Source organism: Rhizobium sp. BK289 (assembly GCF_014193575.1).
In the GTDB taxonomy this organism is placed as follows: Bacteria; Pseudomonadota; Alphaproteobacteria; order Rhizobiales; family Rhizobiaceae; genus Rhizobium; species Rhizobium tropici_C.
The window spans coordinates 39404-61836 of the sequence record NZ_JACHZO010000013.1; the positions used below are offsets into that span (position 1 = coordinate 39404).

General features: G+C 56.5%; 21 protein-coding genes and 2 pseudogenes. 10 read left to right on the forward strand and 13 right to left on the reverse strand.

Annotated features, from left to right (window positions below; genetic code table 11):
• Positions 1-79 precede the first annotated feature (79 nt).
• From FHT84_RS22840 to FHT84_RS22855, 4 genes are all read right to left on the reverse strand, one after another.
• A complete protein-coding gene (locus FHT84_RS22840) occupies positions 80-490 on the reverse strand; it encodes a type II toxin-antitoxin system VapC family toxin (protein WP_210260850.1) in 411 nt (136 codons plus the stop codon).
• The gene (locus FHT84_RS31780) at positions 490-1002 is read right to left on the reverse strand and encodes a type II toxin-antitoxin system VapB family antitoxin (RefSeq protein ID WP_348647371.1); all 513 of its coding nucleotides are present in this window, start codon (positions 1000-1002) and stop codon (positions 490-492) included. Before FHT84_RS31780 ends, FHT84_RS22840 begins: the two co-directional genes overlap by 1 nt.
• 88 nt (positions 1003-1090) lie before the next feature.
• A complete protein-coding gene (locus tag FHT84_RS22850; RefSeq protein ID WP_246698603.1) occupies positions 1091-1732 on the reverse strand; it encodes a nucleotidyl transferase AbiEii/AbiGii toxin family protein in 642 nt (213 codons plus the stop codon).
• A 48-nt stretch (positions 1733-1780) separates the two neighbouring features.
• Positions 1781-2050, reverse strand: coding sequence for a hypothetical protein (locus FHT84_RS22855; RefSeq protein WP_112345412.1), 270 nt, complete (start codon positions 2048-2050; stop codon positions 1781-1783).
• 219 nt (positions 2051-2269) lie between these two features.
• Between FHT84_RS22855 and FHT84_RS22860 the strand changes: the two genes are divergently transcribed.
• The gene (locus tag FHT84_RS22860) at positions 2270-2887 is read left to right on the forward strand and encodes an AbiEi antitoxin N-terminal domain-containing protein (RefSeq protein WP_183764348.1); all 618 of its coding nucleotides are present in this window, start codon (positions 2270-2272) and stop codon (positions 2885-2887) included.
• 24 nt (positions 2888-2911) lie between these two features.
• A complete protein-coding gene (locus FHT84_RS22865) occupies positions 2912-3745 on the forward strand; it encodes a nucleotidyl transferase AbiEii/AbiGii toxin family protein (protein WP_348647372.1) in 834 nt (277 codons plus the stop codon).
• A 138-nt stretch (positions 3746-3883) separates the two neighbouring features.
• On the opposite strand, the pseudogene FHT84_RS31515 reads toward FHT84_RS22865, so the two are convergent.
• From FHT84_RS31515 to FHT84_RS22880, 4 genes and pseudogenes are all read right to left on the reverse strand, one after another.
• Positions 3884-4021: pseudogene (locus tag FHT84_RS31515) on the reverse strand (SOS response-associated peptidase); the annotation flags it as partial.
• A gap of 460 nt (positions 4022-4481) precedes the next feature.
• The gene (locus FHT84_RS22870) at positions 4482-5105 is read right to left on the reverse strand and encodes a DUF4142 domain-containing protein (protein WP_183764345.1); all 624 of its coding nucleotides are present in this window, start codon (positions 5103-5105) and stop codon (positions 4482-4484) included.
• A 17-nt stretch (positions 5106-5122) separates the two neighbouring features.
• A complete protein-coding gene (locus tag FHT84_RS22875; protein ID WP_112345392.1) occupies positions 5123-6529 on the reverse strand; it encodes a cytochrome B6 in 1407 nt (468 codons plus the stop codon).
• Between the two features lie 650 nt (positions 6530-7179).
• On the reverse strand, positions 7180-7749 hold the full coding sequence (locus FHT84_RS22880; protein WP_210209444.1) for a DUF4269 domain-containing protein: 570 nt from the start codon (positions 7747-7749) through the stop codon (positions 7180-7182).
• A 621-nt stretch (positions 7750-8370) separates the two neighbouring features.
• On the opposite strand from FHT84_RS22880, the gene FHT84_RS22885 reads away from it, so the two are divergent.
• The 4 genes from FHT84_RS22885 (at position 8371) to FHT84_RS31520 (ending at position 11170) form a co-directional block, all read left to right on the forward strand.
• Positions 8371-9207, forward strand: coding sequence for an alpha/beta hydrolase (locus tag FHT84_RS22885; protein ID WP_112345393.1), 837 nt, complete (start codon positions 8371-8373; stop codon positions 9205-9207).
• A 62-nt stretch (positions 9208-9269) separates the two neighbouring features.
• The gene (locus FHT84_RS22890) at positions 9270-10022 is read left to right on the forward strand and encodes an SDR family oxidoreductase (RefSeq protein ID WP_183764342.1); all 753 of its coding nucleotides are present in this window, start codon (positions 9270-9272) and stop codon (positions 10020-10022) included.
• A 25-nt stretch (positions 10023-10047) separates the two neighbouring features.
• Positions 10048-10467 carry a cupin domain-containing protein gene (locus tag FHT84_RS22895; protein WP_183764339.1) on the forward strand — a complete coding sequence of 140 codons (420 nt, stop codon included), beginning with the start codon at positions 10048-10050 and terminating at the stop codon, positions 10465-10467.
• 373 nt (positions 10468-10840) lie between these two features.
• Positions 10841-11170 carry a hypothetical protein gene (locus FHT84_RS31520; RefSeq protein WP_246698604.1) on the forward strand — a complete coding sequence of 110 codons (330 nt, stop codon included), beginning with the start codon at positions 10841-10843 and terminating at the stop codon, positions 11168-11170.
• Positions 11171-11217: 47 nt separating this feature from the next.
• Here the strand turns inward: FHT84_RS31520 and FHT84_RS22905 are convergent, their stop codons facing one another.
• The gene (locus FHT84_RS22905) at positions 11218-11604 is read right to left on the reverse strand and encodes a helix-turn-helix domain-containing protein (protein WP_112345395.1); all 387 of its coding nucleotides are present in this window, start codon (positions 11602-11604) and stop codon (positions 11218-11220) included.
• Between the two features lie 82 nt (positions 11605-11686).
• On the opposite strand from FHT84_RS22905, the gene FHT84_RS22910 reads away from it, so the two are divergent.
• Positions 11687-12664: an aldehyde reductase gene (locus FHT84_RS22910; RefSeq protein WP_183764336.1), complete on the forward strand. Its 978-nt coding sequence runs from the start codon at positions 11687-11689 to the stop codon at positions 12662-12664.
• A 156-nt stretch (positions 12665-12820) separates the two neighbouring features.
• On the opposite strand, the gene FHT84_RS22915 is transcribed toward FHT84_RS22910, so the two are convergent.
• Positions 12821-14086, reverse strand: coding sequence for a HAMP domain-containing sensor histidine kinase (locus FHT84_RS22915; protein ID WP_183764333.1), 1266 nt, complete (start codon positions 14084-14086; stop codon positions 12821-12823).
• A complete protein-coding gene (locus FHT84_RS22920; RefSeq protein WP_183764330.1) occupies positions 14086-14769 on the reverse strand; it encodes a response regulator transcription factor in 684 nt (227 codons plus the stop codon). Before FHT84_RS22920 ends, FHT84_RS22915 begins: the two co-directional genes overlap by 1 nt.
• 129 nt (positions 14770-14898) lie before the next feature.
• Between FHT84_RS22920 and FHT84_RS22925 the strand changes: the two genes are divergently transcribed.
• The 3 genes from FHT84_RS22925 (at position 14899) to FHT84_RS22935 (ending at position 20746) form a co-directional block, all read left to right on the forward strand.
• Positions 14899-16527, forward strand: a complete 1629-nt coding sequence (locus FHT84_RS22925) for an efflux transporter outer membrane subunit (protein ID WP_348647373.1) — start codon at positions 14899-14901, stop codon at positions 16525-16527.
• 95 nt (positions 16528-16622) lie between these two features.
• Entirely contained in the window at positions 16623-17660 is a 1038-nt protein-coding gene (locus tag FHT84_RS22930; RefSeq protein ID WP_183764327.1) for an efflux RND transporter periplasmic adaptor subunit, read from the forward strand.
• Complete coding sequence (locus FHT84_RS22935; protein WP_183764324.1) at positions 17657-20746, forward strand: efflux RND transporter permease subunit; 3090 nt, start codon at positions 17657-17659, stop codon at positions 20744-20746. The genes FHT84_RS22930 and FHT84_RS22935 overlap by 4 nt, the downstream gene beginning before the upstream one ends.
• Before the next feature lie 46 nt (positions 20747-20792).
• Here FHT84_RS22935 and FHT84_RS22940 read toward each other — a convergent pair.
• A pseudogene (locus FHT84_RS22940) lies at positions 20793-21506 on the reverse strand (IS6 family transposase).
• A gap of 145 nt (positions 21507-21651) precedes the next feature.
• The gene (locus FHT84_RS22945) at positions 21652-21930 is read right to left on the reverse strand and encodes an HU family DNA-binding protein (protein WP_183764321.1); all 279 of its coding nucleotides are present in this window, start codon (positions 21928-21930) and stop codon (positions 21652-21654) included.
• Positions 21931-22433: the final 503 nt, after the last annotated feature.

The window sequence follows — 22433 nt, forward strand, 5'->3', positions numbered from 1 at the left end:
TGTAAATTCGCAGCTCCATGGTGCCTTGACATCTTCCGCCCAGGCCTTGGCCCACCTATTGATAGATTGACGCGGCTCATCACTCTCTGGATAGAGCGCTCTTAAGATCCGTTTCTTCAAAATCGCGCCCTTTGAACAGGATCGGCATCTTGAGAGTGTCCGCGCAGGCATAGGACAGGCAGTCGGCGAAGTTGAGTTGGGCGGGATGGCCTCTTCCCTTGCCGTAAACGGCAAAGGCTTCCACCGCGCGACGCGCGATCGCATCGGTGATCGGAACTACAGTGATTTTCGCCGCTTGAAGAAAAGCGTCGAACATCTCCTGGGCATCAGGGACCTCCAGCCCAAGAATACGCGCCAAGTTGATGGTCGCCTCAAGCCGGACATGCGCGCTTGTTTGCCGCGTTGCCGCGCCATCGACTGCGCCCAAGTAGCTATCGCCTTCCGGTTCGTCGGCAAGGATGGCAACGAATGCTGAGGTTTCAATGAACATTATTGGCCCCAGAGTGCGTCGCGTTCGTCTTTCGTTAAGGGTGGAGCAGGCGGAAATTTTGCCTTGTCAAGTGCTCGCGCACGGATCTCTGCGACGAGTCGTTTCAAGGGTATGGCTTCGTCTGCACGCTCAATCTCATGCTGCAGCGCAAGCTTGATTGCCGCGGTCAAGTTGGATGCACCACGTTTGCGCATAACGGTTTCCGCCAAGGTGCGAACTTCCTCATCTCTTATGCTGAGCATTTGACGTCCTTGTTGTATGACAATCATTGTATATACGTATAGACACGGTTCGTCCATACAACCTCTAGGCCGGGGGCAGTTTATCAGTAGGAGCGGCGCCGACAGCGATCTGGGCGCATTTTTGTCGCCGCCCGCAGGAGATCCCTGTGGTTGGCCGTGAGGATTTGTCCGACAACGGCACGTCCGCGGCCCTGTCCGCCGGCCCGGCTGCTGTTTCAGATACTGGATGCTGCCAAGGGCGGTCACGCGCGCCAAACCACTCGGTTTCATGACAGAACCTTATCCCACGAGAGGCGCATGACTCGGATTAGATAAATTTCACAAGGGGTCTCTGGTTCGATCCTTTTCAAGAGCCCGCTTAAACCTCGGTTGTTGGCCCATAGGCACAAACGGCCTCTAAAATCTCAATTGTCATCTGCTGTGCTTGCGATGGAATCCCTGAGTATTTTGATTGGTATAGAAGTTTAGACATAACAGCCTCGGCGAGCCGGGCGTCCATCACGCGCGCCGTTTTCAGCGCGCGTCTGCATGAGTCCTTGAATGGAATGAGCGCCGTTACGAGATAATCATGGCCTTCGCTCTCGCGGACGCATGCGATATCGAACATGTCGCGTGGCTGCATTGAGCCCCCGCGATAGAAAATCTTTTTCGCAACGATCTCGGCTGGCGTTTCGAGGTAAACCCTCTGCCCACGTATTTCTCTTTCTGTCGTGGGCCCAAACGTAAGGTGTGTTGCGACGATAAAGTCGACCTCTCCGATATCCTTGAACACGATTTTGAGAGCGTGCGTGCCGTCGAAAGTGTAAGCGTCAGGATACAGATCGAGAGCGAAGCCCTGCGTTTGTGGATTGAGATAAGGTAGCACCTGAGAATCGTCGATGAAGATATCAACATCGAAACTTTCCCGGTGGCCGATTTGGAGCATCAGCGCAGTGCCGCCGCCGAAACTCCAGCTGTCGAGAACGGGGAACTTCGAATTAACTTGGCTGATTATTTTCAAGGGCCTGGTCAAAGAGCTCTGCCCAATGATTATTTTGCGATTGTGTCACTAGGCGGCCCGGGCAAGCGGCAATTCGTATCCGGCCATGTCGGAAAACCGCTGTGCAACGACGGAGGCATCAGTAAGATTGACGTGCATTTCATCCAGAAACGAATGCTGAAGGCTTTCGCTAACTTCAGAAAAGAACGCAAACGCAGATGCGTCGTAATGGTCGGCGCTTGCCGGGTCGACAATCTTCGACGCCAACTGTTCAGCCGAAAGGCTCGTCCCGTAAGGGGCGTTTACCGTGGCTAATACTGTCATAGTGACAAACGTCATCGATTTTTACCGCAATGAATACATTGCTTTATATAGCCTTTCGCAGCGGTGGAGACAAGGAGTGAGCAGTTTGAGGGCTTCGGTTCGTTGGTTCGACTCCATTCAAAAGCAAGTGTTTGTTATCGGCTGGCGACTTCGCCAATTGGCGGCTTTCTTGGGTTTAAGGATTGTGATACAAATCCTCGGATAATAGATTCTATGCTCCGAGTTCTCGTATCAATGCCGGCTTCCGTCACGCAACGCCAAATCGCCCGAACCGTGCTCGCTGAACGCGGGATAGCACGTCTCGCGGAACTGCGGAATGCAGGCGTGACGGCGGCGACCGTGAGCCGAATGGAACGGAATGGTGAGGTCGTGCGGCTTGCCCGCGGTCTTTATCAACTTCCCGATGCAGAGCTCGATGCCAATCATAGCCTGGCGGAGATTGCCAAACGCGCCCCGAAGGCCGTTATCTGCCTTGTTTCGGCCCTCGCTTTCCACGGCTTGACGGATCAACTTCCGAGACAAAGCTGGCTTGCCATAGGCCGCAAAGACTGGGCTCCGCAACCGGAAGGCCCTGCTATGCGCATCGTGCGTTTCACAGACAGCCTTCTTAACGAAAGCGTCGAGACCCATGTTGTAGAAGGCGTTCCGGTGAAGGTTTTTGGAATCGCCAAGACGATTGCCGATTGCTTTCGCTATCGCAACAAGATTGGCCTGTCCGTAGCGATAGAGGGGCTGCAGGAGACGCTGCGGCAACGAAGGGCTACTCCCGGCGAAATCACTGACCAAGCCGAGCGCGGTGGTGTTGGCACCGTAATCCGTCCGTATCTCGAGGCACTGACCGCCAATGGCTAAGGAATCAGAAATCTCGGAGCCTCGGTGCGCGCTCGCCTGTTGCAACTCGCCAAGGCAAACGGGCAAAGTTTTGATCTGATCCTGACGCGCTTCGCTCTTGAACGGTTGCTGTTCCGGCTCAGCCAGTCACCCCATGCGGGCCGTTTCGTGCTGAAGGGCGCGATGCTGATGATGAGTTGGTTTGACGATCCGCACTGCGGCACGCGCGACCTTGACCTTTTGGGCTTTGGCAATCCTGAACCAGAACCGATGCTTGAGACCTTTCGAGAGATTTTAGCGCAAGAGGCTGACGATGGCGTCACGTTCGACGCCGAAACCCTCCGCGTGGATCGCATTCGCGAGGGACTGGAATATGGTGGGCTCAGATTACGGGTGGTCGCTTCTATCAGCGGCGCCCGGATTACCCTGACGATCGACATCGGATTTGGCGATGCGCTCGAGCCTGGGGTGGAGATGCTAGATTATCCTTCTATGCTCGTTTTTCCGACGGCCCGGCTCAGAGCCTATGCGCGGGAGACGGTCATTGCCGAAAAGTTCCAGGCGATGGTCATGCTGGGGCGTGCAAACAGCCGCATGAAGGACTTCTACGATATCTGGATTCTCAGCAGGTCATTCGATTTCACCGATGACCGATTGGCGCGCGCAATCGCAGCGACGTTCGAGCGGCGCGAAACTCCGATCCCGACCGAGCTACCGGACGCCCTGACGGACGTCTTTGCCAAGGACGAGCAAAAGCAGCGGCAATGGCACGCTTTCCTTGAAGGCGTTGCACATGAACCCGGCGATCTGAAGGATGTCATAGAGATTGCCGCGTTCCTGACGCCACACGTCATTGCCGCTGTGAGGCTGCGCAAATGAGCATTTTGCTCACAATCGCCCGGTCATGGAGCAATGACAAATCGATTTCGCTGACCACGTAAATAACTGGTCACACGTTCGTGTCCCTTCACATCGACGGACCGGTTTTGTTGGCTGTGGGTCGTGACCTTTAAAGGTACCCATGTCGGTGATCTTGATGTCTTCACGCGGTTCGAGGTTCGGTATGCCTTCACCAAAGTGGATCTTGATCTTCAGATCCGCGAAGTCCTTCGTAATCAAGGCAGGATCCACCATTAGCCGGTAATCATTGCACATTGCTTTTCCTTCGAATGTGGTCCTATCACCGAGCAACGAGTCGCTGCAGGTGTGATACATGCTCGGCTTGCGCGCGCTCCAGCAGGACGAGCAGATCCTCGGCGTCCTTTGTCGGCAGCCGGAGAGCGGCCAACCTCGTGATCAACGCGGTTTGGCGAGCGAGGATGGCGGCTCCATCTCGAACGTGTCGCATGACCATCTGAAGTTCGATCTCACTGGCGCGCATTCAGGGAGAGTAGCAGTTTTCCAGCATCCGCACACGCTCCATCAGACTTGTCCAAATTGGGCTGCAGGGGGGCGCAATGTGTGTGCCATTCAGCGGCATCACCTTATAAGTTCTGAACCGCGGAAGACTTCCCCGTGATCGGGTGAAGCAGTTTCCGCTGGCTCGAGCAAGGTCAGCAGGAAAGCCGCCACCTCATCCTTTCCAATTCGCCGCAGCGCCCGAGACGATGCCTTTCTAAGGCCTGTGCTCGCTCGCTGCGACAGCGTTCGGCAGAAACCGGACGCCGGCCCCGGTGAGGACGGCGTTGATCTCTTGTGCTTGACGGAGATGATCGAGCACGATCGGCAGCAGCGATCCGGCCAGACGTTGCATCTCTGCGTCCTCGCCGAAGGAGATTTCCCATGCCAGCAGTTGCGCCGTCTTCTGATGATCGACAATCTGGGCCGCAATATAGGCCCTGTCGAAAGTCTCGCCGTTCAGCTTATCAAGGCGGTCACGGATCAGCTGGTGATCGGCATCAAGCTCTGTCGGCAGTGGGATCTTCGCGGCATCGGCGAGATTTTTAAGCTTTCCATTGGCATCGCTATGGTCCTGAACCATCCTGTCGGCGAACTGCTTTGCGGCCTCGGCGCCAGCCTTCTGGCCCGCCATGCGGCCTAACTCCACTTCGGCCAACCCACCTGCGGCTGCAAGCTGGGCGAACAGCCGGTCTTGGTTGTTGGTCTGATTGGGAGCAGGAACGCCTGGCTTTGCCATTCTCGTGTCGACGCCCATTCCGGCTGGATTGCCGATCTGGGCAGTGGCTGTGCCTGCAAGCAGCACCAATGTGCTGAGAGCAACGATAATATGGCGGCCCATACGCTTCTCCTTTGTCCTCACAGCGTCAGCATGTAGGCGACGAGATCCTTCTTTTCCTGCTCCGTCAGCTTCACTCCCAGAACGAGATTGAAGAACTCGACGGTATCGGCAAGGGTCAGCAAGCGGCCATCATGAAGGTAGGGTGGAGAATCCTTGATGCCGCGTAAGGTAAAGGTCTTGATCGGCCCATCGGGCAGCGTGACGAAATCGTTGAAGACCTGGCCGATCTTGTAGAAGCGTTCAAGCTTCAGGTCGTGCATGTTGTTGTCCATGAACGCTGTCTGCGGCACATGACACTCGGCGCATCTTCCCTTGCCCATGAATATCTGTTCGCCGGACAGTTCCTGAGGCGTGGCAAGTGCTGGATCCAGCCGCCCGAACGGATCGAGTTTGGGTGCCGGCGGAAAATCGATGATGTTCTGCATCTGCGCCATCATTGCGACCTGGTTAGGTCGGTCGGGAAGATTGACCCCTTTGCGTGTCGCGCTCACGTGATCGCCGTTGAAATAGGCTGTTCGCTGCTCGAATTCGCTGAAGTCTTCGACCGAGCGGAGCGATCGCTTCGACCCGTGGATCTGCTGGTTGAAGAGGCCGCGCAAGCTGGTGGTGTCAAGTCGAAACCGGTCGGCCTGAGGACGAACGTCCGGCGTCAGATGAAAGGCGGCATTGGTGTGAAAATTGGAATGGCAGTCGAGACAGGCGACGCCGGTGCTCTGATCCGCAACCTTGCGGTCTTCGGTCTGGTTGAATTCTTCCTGCGGAAACGGGGTCAGAAGCAGCCGAAGCCCTTCCATCTGGACTGGCGTGATGACGCCGTTCATGATTTCGTAGAAGTTTTTGATCGTCAGCAGCTGACCTCGCGAGACGTCTCCGAGTTCCGGATGTGTGGTCAGGAAGATCGGCGGCGGAAACTCGGGCGTGAAATTGTCCGGAAGATCGAAATCGACGTCGAAACGACGCAGATCGCGCATCTCTTGAGCGTGGATTTCATCGATTTCGCGATTTGGAAAGACCTGGCCGCCTGCCGCCTGTTTGACATGAGGAAAGGGCAAAAATCCTTCCGGTAGAAGGTTCCGCTCTCGGATGTCCGATGGCTTCATGGCGGCGAGCTGATCCCAGCTGACATTTGCCGGGAGCTTGATGCGAACGCCGTCCTGCACCGGCTTCATGCCGCCGGACATCTTGACGTCAGGCATGGGCTTGTCGGCAAGATCATAGCGCCGCTCGAGCAACATGCGCTGCCGTTCCATGACCGCGGGCTTTTGAGCCTCGTCGATCGCCCGGGCTTGCGAAAGCGGCATGGTCGGCAGCGGCCTATAGGTCGCATCAGGCGGCAACGGGTCGGAAATGGCGCCGACGGCAAGGACCGCAACTCCAGAAAAGGAGGCGCCAAAAGCCAGACTTAAATAACGAGATCTCCGCATGTCCCTCTCCCCGTCGCGGCCAAAGTCAGCGTTCCCAACTTTGTAGAAGATCAAAAGTTCCGGGCAGCAATCGAACACTGTGAAGAAGCCTCCGAACCGAGATCGAGGCGATGGTGCTTTTCTACGTATTGCCCTGTATTGGCGTAGGTTTCATTCTCTGGTCCTCTCAATGCGCCAGAGCTTACTTCAAAATAGATTATTTCAACGGGGCAACGTCAGACGAGATAGCAGGTGTGGGAGTATTTTCTTGCCTGCCTATTCGATCTCGATAAATCGATATCAGGCAAGAGCCATTGTGATATCTAATCGATGACCTAGCGCAGATCAGATCTGTCGGCTCTTAGGGTTTCGATTCCTTTCAAGCAGTGGTCTCACTTAAGTCTGGGAGGCTAGCATGGCCACAAAAGGCTTCTAAAATCTCATTCGTCATCTGCTGCGCTTACGGTGGGATCTTAACACATTCTGGCCGGTACAGAAGTTTGGACAAACGCCTCCGCGAGCAGGGCGCCTATCACGCGCGGGGTTTTCAGTGCGGTGGATGGCAATCTGCACATCCGCGGAGACACGTTTGAGGTGACAACTTCGAGGCGGGCTGATTGTCTGTCTGCCTCCACATTGCTGGAGGTAGTCCGATTAACCGTCCTGAGGGTCTAGAATCCATGTTCCCTTAGCAAAGCAGCCAAGGCCTCGTCAGACCAACCTGCCATGTCGAACAGCGTTTCATATGGATTGCTCGCCTCGATGCCGAGTGAAGCCGCAAATGCGGGCTCGGTTTTCATGCCGTCGGCTCGAAGCTGCATCACGGCCGCGCGGAAGCGGCTTCCGCCGATCCTCAGCAGCCTGTGCTCCACCTGAAAATGCTTCCAGCCGTGCTGCTCAGGCACCGGGAGAGCTTGACCAAATAGTTCGAACGTCCAATCAGCGGCGGCAAACGAGGCGATGATCGGGTTTTCTCGACCGGTCCACTGTCGGACGGAAAATTCATCGCATGTGGAATATGCATCCCAAACGGCTCGGGTGAATACATGTGGATCTGGAGCGTAGCAGAGGACGTCTATATCGCTGGTGGGCAGATCAATGCCCAGAGGCGGCGTACCCGCGACGTGGGGATCGAATGGAGCCAAAATCTCCAGAAGCTTTATGCGGCTTAACGCGTCCGTAAAGCGAGGTCTCGTCATGCAGATCAAATTACTCGAGCGAAGGATTATTGCAACGCGCATCGCCGCCATATCCTCGATGCCACGAAGTCAATTGGGTATCGCCGATTAAGACAAGCACCGAGCCGTCGATCAGCGGAGGGCTTGGTTTGGAGATGTCACCGGTGAGACCACGGGCATGCGTTGCCGATGGTCTGGTTCTTCAGACTAGGTCATGAAATTCATCCTACTTGCTGCTTTGCGGCAAATACCTAAAGATGCAGATCAACGCATCGGGGGCGGGCATGTTCAACAATAGATCGATTTATAGAGTGGCACTTTGTCCTAGAACTGGCGCAACCTGATCAAATCATATTCGATAAAACTTCCAATTTTGCTGGTAGGATTTGTAGGCATATCAGAAAACGGCCGTTGGTGACTGCCGGATCCTGGGTACGCACTCGTTTGAGGCAACAGATCGTCCCACCCTCGAAGCGAGCCGAATGGACAACAGTCATTCAGTCACAAACGAAGACCGGGGGACGATTGATGACAGACACAAACTTATATCAACCGGCCGACCGCGGCCGTCGCGAGATGCTTGGCCTGGGGCTTGGTGCGGCGGCGCTCGCGTTGCTTCCAAGCTGGCCGGTCGTAGCGCAGTCAAACACAGCCCAAGGGCCAACCTTCGAAAGGGACCAAAGCATGGCCACCGTCACCACACGCGATGGCGTTGAGATCTTCTACAAGGACTGGGGTCCGAAGACCGCCCAGCCCATCATGTTCCACCATGGCTGGCCGTTGTCATCTGACGACTGGGACACGCAGATGCTGTTCTTCCTGCAACACGGCTATCGCGTCGTTGCTCATGATCGGCGAGGGCATGGGCGCTCGGCACAGGCGAGCGAAGGTCATGATATGGATCGTTATGCCGCCGACGCAGCAGCGGTTGTCGAGCATCTTGATCTTAAAAATGTCGTGCATATAGGCCATTCCACCGGTGGCGGTGAAGCGACGCATTACGTGGCCAAGCACGGGCAGCCGCAAGGCAGAGTTGCCAAGCTGATTATTATCGGTGCGGTTCCCCCAATCATGGTGAAAACGGCAACCAATCCCAGTGGCTTGCCGATCGAGGTGTTCGACGGACTGCGCAGGGCGCTGGCCGATAACCGTTCCAAATTCTATATAGATCTGCCGTCGGGTCCTTTCTACAGCTATAACCGGCCCGGCGCGCAGCCGATCCAGGCCGTCATCAACAATTGGTGGCGACAGGGCATGATGGGCGGCGCCAAGGCGCATTATGACGGGATCAAAGCCTTCTCCGAGACCGATTTCACGGAAGACCTGAAGATCATCACCGTACCGACGCTGGTTATGCACGGTGACGACGATCAGATCGTGCCGATCGCGGACTCCGCGCTTCTATCGGCAAAGCTGCTGAAGAACAGCACGCTGAAGGTCTACGAGAAGTTCCCCCACGGCATGTGCACGACCCATGCCGATGTGGTGAATCCCGATCTCCTGACCTTCGTGAAGGGCTGAGTCAGTGGAGGCCGGCGTCCCGGACGCCGGCTCTCCGCCCGCATTCCAATGGAGACATGTTCATGAAAATCGTCGTTATCGGCGGCAGCGGACTAATCGGGTCGCGCACCGTCACCCTGCTGCGAGATGCAGGTCACGAAGTGCTCGCCGCCTCGCCCAGCACCGGCGTCAACACGCTTACTGGCGAAGGGCTTTCGGAAGCCCTTGCCGGCGCCGAAGTGGTAGTCGATGTTGCCAACTCGCCCTCGTTCGAACCGAAAGCGGTGCTCGCCTTCTTCGAGACCTCAGGCCGGAATCTGCTCGCCGCCGAACGTGCGGCCGGTGTGCGCCATCATGTGGCTCTGTCGATCGTCGGCACGGACCGCATGCCTGACAACGCTTATTTCCAGGCCAAGGTGGCGCAGGAGAAGCTTGTCGAAAGCTCGGGCGTCCCCTTCAGCATCGTGCGCGCCACCCAGTTCATGGAATTCCTCGGCGCCATCGCCGATACCAGCGTCGTCGATGGAACCGTCCGTCTACCCGAGGGTCTGTTCCAGCCGATTGCCGCGGACGATGTGGCAGCTATCGTAGCAGAAACCGCTATCGGGACGCCGCGCGGCGAGTATTTCGACATCGCAGGTCCTGACCGTGCGCCCTTCGACCGGATCGTCGCGCGCTATCTCGAGGCGATCGGCGACGGCCGGCGCGTTGTGAGCGACCCGCAAGCGCGATATTTCGGCGGCACGGTCGTGCAGACATCATTGGTGCCGCTTGGCGAAGCGAGAATCGGTCGCATCTCACTCGACGGCTGGCTGCGCGGCCACCGATCCACCTGATGTTTCCAATCTTCAAGGATATCCCATGAAATACTATCTTCTCCCGTTGCTCCTGGCTTCCGCTCACGCCGCCCCGGCATTTGCCGACAACGTGCCGGGGGCCGAGAACGCGAAGGTCACGCTCGTCTATGAGCATGCGCTTCCAGATGTTCCCGGTAAGAGCATTCGGGGCGTCCTGGTTGAATATGGTCCCGGCGGCTACTCTCCGGCACACACGCATGCGAAGTCGGCGATCATCTATGCGACGGTCCTGGAAGGTGCCGTGAAGAGCCAGATCAACGGAGGCCCAGTTCGGACCTTCAAGGCTGGCGAAAGCTTCACGGAATTGCCGGGAGACCATCACGGCGTCAGTGCAAATGCCAGTGACAAGGAGCCGTCGAAACTGCTGGCGGTGTTCGTCGTCAATACTGACGAGAAGGTGCTGACGATCCCGGATCAGAAGTAATCTGCAGCCGCCGCCCGTCACCCAGGGGCGGCCCATTCAGCAAGCACCGGAGTTGATCATGACCGAATCTGCCAGTCGAATGCTTGCCGGGGTACCGTTCCCGACACACCGCTCGTAAACAAGGCGATCGACTACGCGCGTAAAAACTGCGAGCCCTATCTGCTCAACCACGTGGTCCGTTTTCCTGGTTATTCGCGGTCCGGCTTGGCCAGATCGATAGCATCGAACACGATGCAGAAGTCGTTGCCGTCGGGACACTGCTGCACGACATTACGTTGAACGAAAGGTTCGCCGGACCCCGCCGTTTCGAGGTAGAAGGGGCGGATCTTGCGCGAACATTTGCGACAGCGGTGTCGATGGTCGTCGCGCGCAATTGATCTGGGATAGCGTCGCTCTCAACTCGACGCCTTCGATCGGTCTGTACAAAGAGCCGGAGGTTGCGCTCTGCACTGCGGGGATCGGCCTCGATGTCATCGGTTGGCGCTACAGCGCTCTTTCCTCTGCCGACATGGCCAGGATCGTTTCGGAGTTCCCCAGGCTCGAAATGAATTCAAAGATGACGAAGTGCTTTTGCTGTATCGTCGAGCGGAATGCGGAGACGACATATGACAACTTCGCACGCGATTTCGGCGAACGTTTCGTTCAGGGCTACAAGGCTCCCTCGGTAGTGGATCTCGTCCTGAACGCCCCCTTCGACGAATAAAGGTCAGCTGCGACTCTCCAACCACCAGCGTTTTGCCGGGGGGTCGGTCAGGGGGCCGTCAATTGATGCTCATATTTGAGCATCCAGTCACGCATCTCGCGAAGCATCGGCATCAGGTCGATCCCGGCCTGCGAGAGCTCGTACTCGACGCGAGGCGGAATCTCCGCGAAGGCATTGCGGATCACGATGCCGTTGTTAGCGAGGTCGCGCAGCTGCTCGGTCAGCATATGCTGAGTCACCCCCGGTAGCCGTCGGCGCAATTCGCCGAACCGGAGCGGCCCTTCGACCAGGATGCAGACGATTTCGATCTTCCACTTGCCGGTAATCGCACGAATGGCGCGCTGGAAGCGCAGGATATCGATCGCCTCCGGGCCAGTGCATCCCGCGCATTCGTCTTCGTCGTAGACACGCGGCTCAATGGTCTGATTTTTCATACTGGGTCCGAAAATCCATCCTACTTGATAATCTCATATAACAGCTCGATGTTGCAGTAAAGCAAACAATCAGAGTGACATTATGAGCAAGATATTGGTTACGGGTGGTTCGGGTTTTGTCGGCAGCCACGTCGTCGCAAAGCTTCTGAAGGAAGGCCATGAGGTTCGTACGACAATACGCAGCGCCGGGCGTGAAGCCGAAGTTCGAGAAATGGTGCACAATGCTGGCCTGCAGGTCGGCAAGGAGCTTTCCTTCAGCTTGGCGGATCTGACCAATGACCATGGCTGGCCGGCTGCCGTTGCTGGTTGCGACTATGTGCTCCACGTGGCTTCGCCATTTCCACAGCAAGCGCCCGAGAACGAGGAAGAATTGATCGTTCCGGCGCGTGACGGTACGTTGCGCGTTTTGCGCGCCGCCAGAGACGCAGGCGTGAAGCGTGTCGTATTGACGTCTTCCTTTGCAGCCATCGGCTACGGCCACACCAACTACGACAGGATCTTTGACGAGGAGGATTGGACGGACCCGAACGGACCAGATGTGCAGCCCTATATCAAATCCAAGGTCCTTGCCGAGCGGGCCGCCTGGGACTTCATCGCCAGGGAAGGCAGCTCTCTGGAAATGTCGGTGGTCAACCCAGTGGGCATTTTCGGGCCGGTTCTGGGGCCGGATATCTCTGCATCGATCGCCTTCATCAAACAGCTGCTCGAAGGCGCTCCGCCCCTGCCTGGCTTGAGCTTCGGCATGGTAGATGTCCGTGATCTGGCGGACCTCCACATCCTTGCGATGACGGCTGATGCGGCAAAGGGCCAGCGCTTTATCGGGGTAAGCGGCGATGTTGTCACGCTGTTCGATGTCGCGAAGATTATCAAGGAAAAGCTGGGCGAACTCGCTTCGATAGTGCAAACACCGGAGATGGAAAAGGTAGCAAGCGCGCCCGTTCGCCGGAGCACCAGCGAGAAGGCTATGCGAGTGCTGGGATGGCGTCCTCGACCCAAGGAGGAAACCATCATCGATACGGCCCAGAGTCTATTTCGTTATGGCGTCGTAAGCTCGGTTTAATGGCCACCGCATGTCTTGTTGTCGATTGGGCGAATGCGAATTGCGGTATTTGTTATGATCTCTTCAGCTACTGCGGAAGAATGACGGGGTCAGAGGTTTGCGCCCATCAAGAGCAAAGAGATAGACGGTAGTGTAGTGCACGCTCCAATGGGTGGCTCAAACAGGTAGGATCATTCGTATAAGCAGCCCTCCCTCCGCAGGAAGTTCGGCACGCACCTGGCCCCCATGGCGTGCAAAGGCATGTTTTGTTATAGCCAATCCTAAACCAAAACCGCCGGCACCCGCCAACAGATCGTTTCCGCGTCGGAATGGCTGAAAGACTGCGTCGAGAATCTCCTGGGGGATACCAGGGCCTTGATCGCTTACGGTGATTATGAAGACTTGGTCTTCTCTCTTGGTGCGGATGAGCACCTGGGTATCTGATGGAGAATATTTGACGGCGTTTCGCACGACGTTTTCTATCGCTCTATAGATGAGCTCGCCATTGACGGATGTCACGCAGGACTCGGCTCCCTCATAGAATAGGGATATGTTGCGCGGAGCGCTTTCAAACGCGCAATCATCGGCGATCTCGCGAATGAGGTCGACCACATCCAGGATCTGCCGCTCAAGTGGCTGGCTCTCCGTTGCTGTCAGCCTGGCGAGGGTCAGGATCTCGCCAACGAGATCATCCATTCTTGCGATTTCCCGTTCGAGACGTTCGGTCATCGCATGCAGCCGATTGGGATTTTTGCTTAGAAGGCCGATTGCGGCCTGCAGTCGAGAAAGAGGGGAGCGGAGTTCATGTGAGACGTCGTGAAAGAGGCGCTGCTGGACATCCTGAAACTCTTGCAGTCGCGCGGCGGTGATATCAAAATCATGAGCAAGCGCCGCAATCTCGTCCCTCTTTCGATCGATTTTGTTGCCGATCCTTTTGTCGAACTGGCCCTGCGCCAGCGCACGCAATCCGCTCCTCAACTGCTCCACCGGCCGTGTTAGATATTGGGCCAGCCAATAGGCTGCGAATGCGGCAGCAAACATCGCCGAAGTCCAGGGAATGAGCTTCGGCAAATTGCGTGACAGAAAGCCGATTTCCGGTACCTCAGCGTTCATTTGATAGCAATGGTCTGCATTGACCACCCGTCTTTCAAATCTGTCCGTTGCCTTGATGGCGCATTCCACGGGCGCGCCGATGGCCTTCAGTTTCAGGTGAACAGGTGGGGATGTCTGTGCAACAACGGACAGGAATTGTTCTGCCACATCAATCCCGCCCGTCGCCAGCAGCCTTGCCCCCGTATCGAGCGCGAATGATGTCCGTTCTTCGCGCAGTTCCTCGGTGGGCGGCAACAATCTGAAGACATAGCTGATCGCAAACAGCACCACGATCGATATTGCCGTCGTGAACCATACGATCGCGAAAATTCTCCAAAACAACTTTCGCATCAGAGCCCCTGCACTAGCTGATATCCCTGGCCACGTATGGAGTGAATCCACGACGTGCCGTCATCTCGGCTGCCGAGCTTTTGGCGGACGCTGCTGATGTGAACGTCGATGCGACGATCAAATGGTGTGAGGGGGCGGCCGAATGCGCGCCGAGAGATTTCTTGTTTTGGTACCAACTGCCCGGCGTTGCGTGCCAATACTTCGAGTATATTGAACTCGGCACCCGTTAGTTCCAGCGGCTTGCCTTGCCATTGGGCGGTTCGACTAGTCGGATATAAGGCTAGGTCGCCGACCTGAAGAATATTCTCGTCACCGAGCCTGCTTCCTGCTCGCCTGAGAATGGCGCGAATGCGAGCAACCAATTCACCGGGAGAACATGGCTTTGCCACATAGTCATCCGCGCCAAGGTTGAGCCCAGAAATCCGGTCGATGTCGTCTCCCTTTGCTGTCAACATCAAAACGGGCACGTTGCCTAGCCGACGGATGCGTTGCAGAGCGTCTATACCGTTCATTCGCGGCATCATCACGTCGAGAACAATGATATCCACCGATTGGTCGGCGGCACCAGCTATGCCAACACGGGCATCTTCCGACGTCTCAACCTGAAAACCCTCCTCCACAAGATATTCGCTGAGAAGGGTCGTTAGCTCGGTGTCGTCATCGATCAAAAGTACTTTCGCCATCTCGGGTTCCGTGTGCACTGTGTTGGCACGAATACACCCAACAACGTCGATCGGAAGAAGTTTTACACAACTTTACACTTCCTTAACGTCTCTTAACATCACAGCCGCTATCAGAGGTCCGTCGGCAATTTGCCCTGGAGCCTCGTCTTGACTGAAACAACTGAATCCCATTCGCGGTCTCCTTATACCATGCCTATATGGGAAGCGGCATCAGATCGCGACGGCGAGTCTCGCAGAAGCACGCTTGCGGCTACAACATGCGACAGGTGCCGAAGCTCAACCATAAGAAGGAAGATGCACCAGTTTAGCGCTCCACTTCTTTTGGCTGGCGCGCTCAGCAGTTGTGTCGTCGGCCCGGACTACCAGAAGCCAAGCCTCTCCATGCCAGCGAGCTGGCACGCTAAGGCGCGAGACAATTCCGACAAGCCGCCGGCGCTTGCGGAATGGTGGAAGCAAATGAAAGATCCCATCCTGGATGATTTCATAGCTCAAGCCGTCGCCGCCAATCTCGACGTCGCCACGGCAAAGGCGAAGATACGGGAGGCTCGTGCGACCTATCGCGAACAGATTGGCGCACTGCTTCCGACGATCGAAGGCACGGCTTCCGCGACACGCAACCGCACGGCCGCATCCGGTAGCACGCCCGCCACCATCTACAACGACTATGAACCAGGTTTCGATGCCAGCTGGGAGCTTGACCTGTTTGGCGGCAACAAGCGTACGGCGGAGGCTGCAAAATACGGCGTCGATGCTGCGGAAGAGGACCTGCGCGATACACTGGTCACCCTGATTGGGGATGTCGCTACCTACTACGTTCAGGCGCGCGAATATCAGCAGCTAGGGGAACTCGCTAAAGATTCGGCAAAATCGCAGAGCCAAACGGCTGCGCTGACGCGTACGCAATATGGGGCCGGGAGTACCTCCTTGGTCGATGTGACCAAGGCCGAAGCGCAAGCGGCTTCCACCCGCGCCGATATTCCCTCCTACGAAATTTCCTATGCCAAGTCAGTCAATCGGCTGGGAGTCTTGCTTGGCAAGTCGCCATTGCTGCTTGAGACCGCCCTTGGCAAAAGGCAAAGGCTCCCACTTCCGCCGGCGAAAATATCCGTGGGAATACCCGCCGACATTTTGAATATCCGCCCCGACGTGCGCAAGGCAGAACGCGAATTGGCGCAGGCTACGGCAAAGATCGGCGAGGCGGAAGCCAATCGTTATCCGTCGGTGAAGCTTACCGGCTCCATCGATTCTTCCGCCGCGAGCATCTCCGATTTCGGTAAGAAATCCACCATCGGATGGTCGTTCGGACCTTCACTTACGATCCCAATCTTTCAAGGCGGCCAGTTGAAGGCGGCTGTTGACGTCGCCAAGGCGCAGCGGGATCAATATCTCTTCTCCTATCAGTCCGCCGTACTTTCCGCCATGGAAGATGTTCAGAACGCCATCGTTTCCTTTAATCGATCAAGGGCGCGTTCGGCGGATTTGGCAAAGTCCGTCGAGGGCTATCGCGCGGCCGCCAAGCTTTCCAAACAGCTGCAAATCGCCGGCGAAGGTGATTTGTTCGACGTGTTGGATGCCGACCGGTCCTTGTATTCCGCCCAAACAAATCTCATCGAGGCCAAGGCCGATATCGCTACCTATTATGTCTCGCTCAACAAAGCGCTCGGAGGCGGGTGGACTGGTCCGATCGATATCTCCCGTCCGGCCGTCAGCGATTTGCACGAAGCTCCGCACTTTCAGGTAAAGCAATCCACCCCATGACTATTTTTTTTAAGACCTATCAGAGACATGCACATCTCCGCGACCGCCTAAAGCGTCTCGCGTGCGGAGCTTCATTTGCAATCATATCGACATGCATGGCTGGAGCACCTCATGTCGCCGCGGAAGAACAGGGGCAGAGCCAAGGAGCCGCGGCACTGACCGTCGCCGCCGTCAAGCCTTCGACCCGGGATTGGCCTGAGACTGTCCCAGCGAGCGGATGGTTGAAGCCTTGGCACGAAGCCGTAATTGAATCCGAAACGAGTGGTTTGCGGATCACAGAAGTCCTTGTCGATGTCGGGTCCGTCGTCAAAAAGGGCGACCTTCTCGTCCGGCTGAACCAGGACACCGTGCTGGCCGATCTGCGCAAGGAGGAGGCAGCCGTTGCGACAAAGGAGGCGGATCTGGCAAAGGCGAAAGTCGACGCGGATCGCGCACGACAAATCGGAGGCTCGGGTGCATTGTCCGACCAAAAGAAAGTCGAATACCTGACTACGGAGCAGACAGCCAAGGCGGATCTCGAATCCGAACAGGCTGCGCTCGAGAGCGAGCGAATAAAACTTGCGCAGACCTCCATTCTCGCTGTCGACGATGGCATCATCACCTCGCGATCGGCCTCGCTAGGTGCGGTCGTCTCGACCGGCACGGAACTCTTTCGCCTTATTCGTCAGCAACGTATCGAATGGCAGGCTGAAGTGTCGGCTCAATATCTCCTGCAAGTGAAGCAGGGCCAGAGCGTGGAAATCAAGGGATCGAACGGACAGACGTTTCAGGGTATGGTCAAACTTGTCGCGCCGACCGTCAGCAGCGATACAGGGCGTTCGATCGTCTATGTGGAATTGCCGAAAGAGCCTCAGCCCCGCGTCGGTCTCTATGTTTCCGGGAACATAGAGATCGGTATGAAAAGAGCGTTGACCGTGCCGGAAGCCACTTTGGTTTTCAGAGACGGTATCAATTATGTCTTTACAGTCGACCAAGCGCACCGGGTACACCGGACCCGCGTCGATGTCGGTCGCCGCGAAGAGAACCATGTCGAGATCACCGCCGGTCTCTCGGGCGATGAGACGCTTGTGCGATCTGGCGGGGCCTTCCTCTCGGAAGGTGCGCTCGTCAATGTCGAAGGGACGGCAGAATGAACATTTCCGCCTGGTCAATTCGCAACCCCGTGCCCGCCGTATTGCTGTTCGTGTTGTTGACGGTTTGCGGCTTGCTCGCCTTTTCGAAGCTCCATGTCCAGAATTTTCCGGACATGGATCTGCCGACCGTCAAAATCTCGGCGTCGCTTGAAGGTGCTGCGCCAACCCAGCTCGAGACTGAAGTCGCGCGTAAAATCGAGGACAAGCTCGCCTCCCTCAGCCTTCTCGATCACATCACGACGACGATTACCGACGGATCTGTATCGATCAGCGTCTCCTTCAAGCTCGAGAAGAACAGCGAAGAAGCGTTGAACGAGGTGCGGAATGCCGTCGATAGCGCCAAGAGCGATCTTCCGTCTGAAATGGACTCGCCAACCGTCTCCAAGATGACGGTGCAATCTTCCGTTCTCCTCACCTATGCGGTTCGCTCCAAGCAATTGAATGAGACAGAGCTTTCCTGGTTTGTCGACAACGACATGACGAAGGCATTGCTCTCCGTCGGCGGCGTGGGAGAAGTTGACCGGCTAGGCGGCGTGGACCGCGAGGTTCAGATCGACCTCAATCCCAATCTCATGAGATCCCTCGGCATTACCGCCTCGGATATTTCGTCGCGCGTGAAATCCGTTCAATCGGACAAGTCCGGCGGTCGTGGCGATATCGGTTCCGCGCGTCAAACCGTGCGGACCCTCGGCGCGGTTCCTTCGGTCGAAGATCTATCGAAATTGGCGATTCCGTTATCAAATGGCCAAAGCGTACGCCTGGACGAAATAGGCAAGGTCACCGACAGCTTCGAAGACCGATCCTCCCTTGCCTATCTCGATGGGGATCGTGTGGTCGCTGTCGAGATCAAGCGTTCAAACGGCTTTTCCGATACGGCTGTTGCCGATGACATCCAGGCAAAGATGAAGGAGTTTGCGTCGAAGCAGCCGGAAGTTGAGATTGTCCAGGCCTATACAACGGTAAATCCCGTCATCGAGAACTACGACGGCTCGATGCATATGCTTTATGAAGGCGCCATTCTTGCGGTTATCGTCGTCTGGATATTTTTGCGTGACTTTCGTGCGACGTGCCTTTCGGCAATTGCTCTCCCGCTCTCCATCATACCGACATTCCTGGTCATGCATCTGGCCGATTATAGCCTCAATACGGTAACGCTTCTCGCACTGTCACTCGTTGTTGGCATTCTTGTGGATGACGCGATTGTCGAGGTGGAAAACATCGCCCGTCATCTTCAGATGGGCAAGTCGCCCATGAATGCGGCCCTTGAAGCGGCCGACGAAATCGGACTGGCAGTCATCGCAACGACCTTTACCCTGGTCGCCGTATTCCTACCGACGGCGTTCATGGGCGGAATTCCGGGTCTGATCTTTCGGCAATTCGGGGTGACCGCTTCCGTGGCGGTATTGGCGTCGTTGCTCGTCGCCCGTTTCCTGACGCCGATGATGGCGGCTTATTTGATGAAACCCCACCACGTTGCGAAAGGTGACGGCCCGATCATGCGGGGTTACATCGCGACGGTGAAAATCTGCCTCAATCATCGCGGATTGACGCTGCTCGTTACCGGGATACTGCTGATCCTGTCCCTGTCGACCATTCCGTTCATGCGAACAGGCTTCTTTCCCGCTTCCGACGACGCGCAGACGCAAGTCAGTCTGACGCTTCAGCCTGGCAGCACGCTGGATGAAACTGATGCCGTATCTAAACGGGCGAGCGAGATTATTTCGAAACTGCCCAATATCACGCGGGTCTTCAGCGCCGTGGGGAGCTCTACAAGCGGCAGCGGACTGGATTCGACAACGACAACGGATGTGACAAAGGCTACTCTGGTCGTGAACCTCAAGGACATTGGCCAGCGGGAGCGGAAGCAATCCGCAATAGAAGATGATATTCGGCACGCGCTTTCCGTGCTGCCTGGCGTGCGCGTGGAAGTTGGCACCGGAGGCAATGGCACGAAGTTAGAGCTGACGCTCGCAAGTGACGATTCCAATGCCCTGGAACAGGCGGCAAGTGCGCTTGAAGAACAGCTTCGAGGGCTGAAGGGTATTGGAGCCGTGACATCGAGCGCCTCCCTTCAAGCGCCTGAAATCCAGATAAGGCCCGATTTCGCCAAGGCTGCCGTACTGGGTGTGACATCTGAATCGATCGCGGAGGCGGTGCGCATTTCGACCAATGGCGACTACTCGAACGACTTGGCCAAGCTCAATCTGCCGCAGCGACAGATTGCCATCCGAGTCCGCTTCGATCCGCAATTTCGCAGGAATGTCGACGCCATATCGCAGATCCAGGTTGCCGGCACAAACGGCAAGGTGGCTTTGGGAAGCATCGCGGCGATCGCGATCGGAGGCAGCCCATCCGAAATCGACCGGATCGATCGCGCTCGAAACATTACACTATCCATAGAACTTAATGGACGCATTCTCGGTGATGTGAACAAGGAAGCGCAGGCTCTCCCCGCACTTCAGCATTTGCCGCAAGGCGTTTACCAGGTGGAGCAGGGGGAACTTCAGCGCAGTTCGGAGCTGTTCGAAAGCTTTTGCACCGCCATGGGAATCGGCGTCTTCTGCATCTATGCCGTCCTCGTGCTCCTCTTCCATGATTTCTTCCAGCCTGTCACGATCCTGATGGCGCTTCCGCTTGCACTCGGGGGAGCATTGGCTCCCTTAGCCATCACGGGTACGAGCTTTTCGATGCCTGCGATTATCGGGCTGATATTGCTGATGGGGGTGGTGTCCAAAAACTCCATTCTCCTTGTCGAATATGCGATCATGTCCCGACGACAGGGCATGGCGCGCTTTGATGCGCTGGTCGATGCCTGCCATAAGCGTGCCCGGCCAATCGTCATGACAACAATCGCGATGGGTGCTGGCATGTTGCCGGTCGCTTTGAGCCTGACCGGCGGAGATTCCAGTTTTCGACAACCAATGGCAATCGTCGTAATTGGCGGTTTGCTCACCTCGACGTTCTTGAGCTTGCTTGTCATACCGACCATCTTCACTTTCATAGATGACTTCGTTTGTGTCATGATGTGGGCCTCCACTTCTAATCGCACCCAACTCGCAGAACTGCCTCATCTGTCGGACGGGTGATGTCACGTTGTTTGGCTGAAGCCAGGCGAAGGGCTTACGGTTGAAATCAAGCTGCCGCGCCGGTCGCAGTCTTCCACTGCGCCATTGCACGGATACGATGGAGGTGATTTGCAAGCGCGGAGTGCTTCTGGTGCGGCGGGATGAAGTGGTTTCTGATTGCTGAGAAGACCGAGATGAAATGTTGCAATCCGCCGGCGGATCGAAAGCCTTGCATCACCCGTTCTCGTTTTCGCAGAGGCAGATGTGAATTTTCCGCGCGGTTGTTCAGCCTTTTGTGCGATCGATGTTCAACGGCAGGCATCACGCACCGCTTTGCCGCTCCATATGAGCGCGTTTGTCGATGATGATCCGCTTCGGCGCGAGGCCTTGCTTCTTCAGCAGCCTGACCAGTAATCGCTTGGCAGCCTTTGTATCGCGGCGCGCCTGAACCATTTCGTCGAGAACGTATCCGTCCTGGTCGACCGCTCGCCAAAGCCAGTGCTTCCGTCCGCCGATGGCGATCACCACCTCATCCAGATGCCAGATATCCTTTCGCGACGGACGTTTTCTGCGTAGCTGCTTTATGTAGGCTGCACCAAATTTGCGGCCCCAGCGCCGGATCGTTTCATAGGACACGACGATCCCGCGCTCCAACAGCATTTCCTCGACCAGCCGCAGGCTTAGAGGTAACTGGAAATAAAGCCACACCGCATGGGCGATGATCTGCGGTGGAAAACGGTGGTTCTTGTAGCTTATGGCCGATGCGTTCATCGCGCCCGATTAGTCAGCGACAGTTAAGCCACCAACAACGTGACATCACCCGCCAGCCTTCTCGCCGATCCGAGCGAAAGATCGTAAACCAGACCGCCATCAAAACCTTCGCTGGCAGGCCGAACACAAGTAGGCTTTCTAGCAGGTTATCCCCGTCACTTGTTCAGCGCATCTTTCAGAGCTTTGGCGGGCTGAAAGGTTAGCTTTCTTGCCGCGGCCACTTTGATGGTTGCTCCGGTTCCTGGGTTCCGGGCCTCGCGTTCCGGCGTATCCTTGATCTTAAACTTGCCAAATCCCGGGATGGACGTCTCGGCGCCGGCTACCGCGGCCGCGGTGATGGATGCGATTACAGCCTCGACGATCGACTTGCTCTGCGCCGTGGTGAGGCTGTGCTCTGATGCGATTTTGTCTGCAATTTCGTTGGTGGTGGTCATGATGGTCCCCTTGTTGAACACGGGGGATAGCTTCCACTCCAATTGCTTTCTGTCACCTGGCTGAAGCGTCGGAAAGGCCGCAAATCCCCCTATTTCCAGGCCCCGAAGCGGATAGCCAGACTTTGGAATTGCCGTGATCGGACGACGTTCGAGTTGATGAGAAGCTTTCGATCGAGCCGGCGAGCGATACCCACGGATATCGCGAATAGAGGGCTAAGAGCTTCGCTCGAACTGCGTGATCGTCTACTGACACTTACGGAGATGGCGAAAGCTATGCCTCGTTGGCGTGAGGCAGAGCTGAGAGGTTTTGCGAACCTGATGCGACATTTCGATTGAGGCGCCAGCCTCGCACGGTATGCCTCTTCTCGTCACATCACTTTTCTTCGCGGTTATGTCGCTCTCCTTTAACGTTGACCGGAAATGACATCACCGTGGCGTTCAACAGAAACGCCTTCCATTGCAGCACCGTGTGGGCAATACCATTCGTACAATGGTGCTCACCC

Excerpts from the sequence above, each read along its gene's own strand:
- FHT84_RS22840 (WP_210260850.1), bottom strand. The coding sequence starts at position 490 with ATGTTCATTGAAACCTCAGCATTCGTTGCCATCCTTGCCGACGAACCG.
- FHT84_RS31780 (WP_348647371.1), bottom strand. The coding sequence starts at position 1,002 with ATGAAACCGAGTGGTTTGGCGCGCGTGACCGCCCTTGGCAGCATCCAG.
- FHT84_RS22855 (WP_112345412.1), bottom strand. The coding sequence starts at position 2,050 with ATGACGTTTGTCACTATGACAGTATTAGCCACGGTAAACGCCCCTTAC.
- FHT84_RS22860 (WP_183764348.1), top strand. The coding sequence starts at position 2,270 with ATGCCGGCTTCCGTCACGCAACGCCAAATCGCCCGAACCGTGCTCGCT.
- FHT84_RS22870 (WP_183764345.1), bottom strand. The coding sequence starts at position 5,105 with ATGGGCCGCCATATTATCGTTGCTCTCAGCACATTGGTGCTGCTTGCA.
- FHT84_RS22875 (WP_112345392.1), bottom strand. The coding sequence starts at position 6,529 with ATGCGGAGATCTCGTTATTTAAGTCTGGCTTTTGGCGCCTCCTTTTCT.
- FHT84_RS22880 (WP_210209444.1), bottom strand. The coding sequence starts at position 7,749 with ATGCGCGTTGCAATAATCCTTCGCTCGAGTAATTTGATCTGCATGACG.
- FHT84_RS22885 (WP_112345393.1), top strand. The coding sequence starts at position 8,371 with ATGGCCACCGTCACCACACGCGATGGCGTTGAGATCTTCTACAAGGAC.
- FHT84_RS22890 (WP_183764342.1), top strand. The coding sequence starts at position 9,270 with ATGAAAATCGTCGTTATCGGCGGCAGCGGACTAATCGGGTCGCGCACC.
- FHT84_RS22895 (WP_183764339.1), top strand. The coding sequence starts at position 10,048 with ATGAAATACTATCTTCTCCCGTTGCTCCTGGCTTCCGCTCACGCCGCC.
- FHT84_RS22905 (WP_112345395.1), bottom strand. The coding sequence starts at position 11,604 with ATGAAAAATCAGACCATTGAGCCGCGTGTCTACGACGAAGACGAATGC.
- FHT84_RS22910 (WP_183764336.1), top strand. The coding sequence starts at position 11,687 with ATGAGCAAGATATTGGTTACGGGTGGTTCGGGTTTTGTCGGCAGCCAC.
- FHT84_RS22915 (WP_183764333.1), bottom strand. The coding sequence starts at position 14,086 with ATGCGAAAGTTGTTTTGGAGAATTTTCGCGATCGTATGGTTCACGACG.
- FHT84_RS22920 (WP_183764330.1), bottom strand. The coding sequence starts at position 14,769 with ATGGCGAAAGTACTTTTGATCGATGACGACACCGAGCTAACGACCCTT.
- FHT84_RS22930 (WP_183764327.1), top strand. The coding sequence starts at position 16,623 with ATGGCTGGAGCACCTCATGTCGCCGCGGAAGAACAGGGGCAGAGCCAA.
- FHT84_RS22935 (WP_183764324.1), top strand. The coding sequence starts at position 17,657 with ATGAACATTTCCGCCTGGTCAATTCGCAACCCCGTGCCCGCCGTATTG.
- FHT84_RS22945 (WP_183764321.1), bottom strand. The coding sequence starts at position 21,930 with ATGACCACCACCAACGAAATTGCAGACAAAATCGCATCAGAGCACAGC.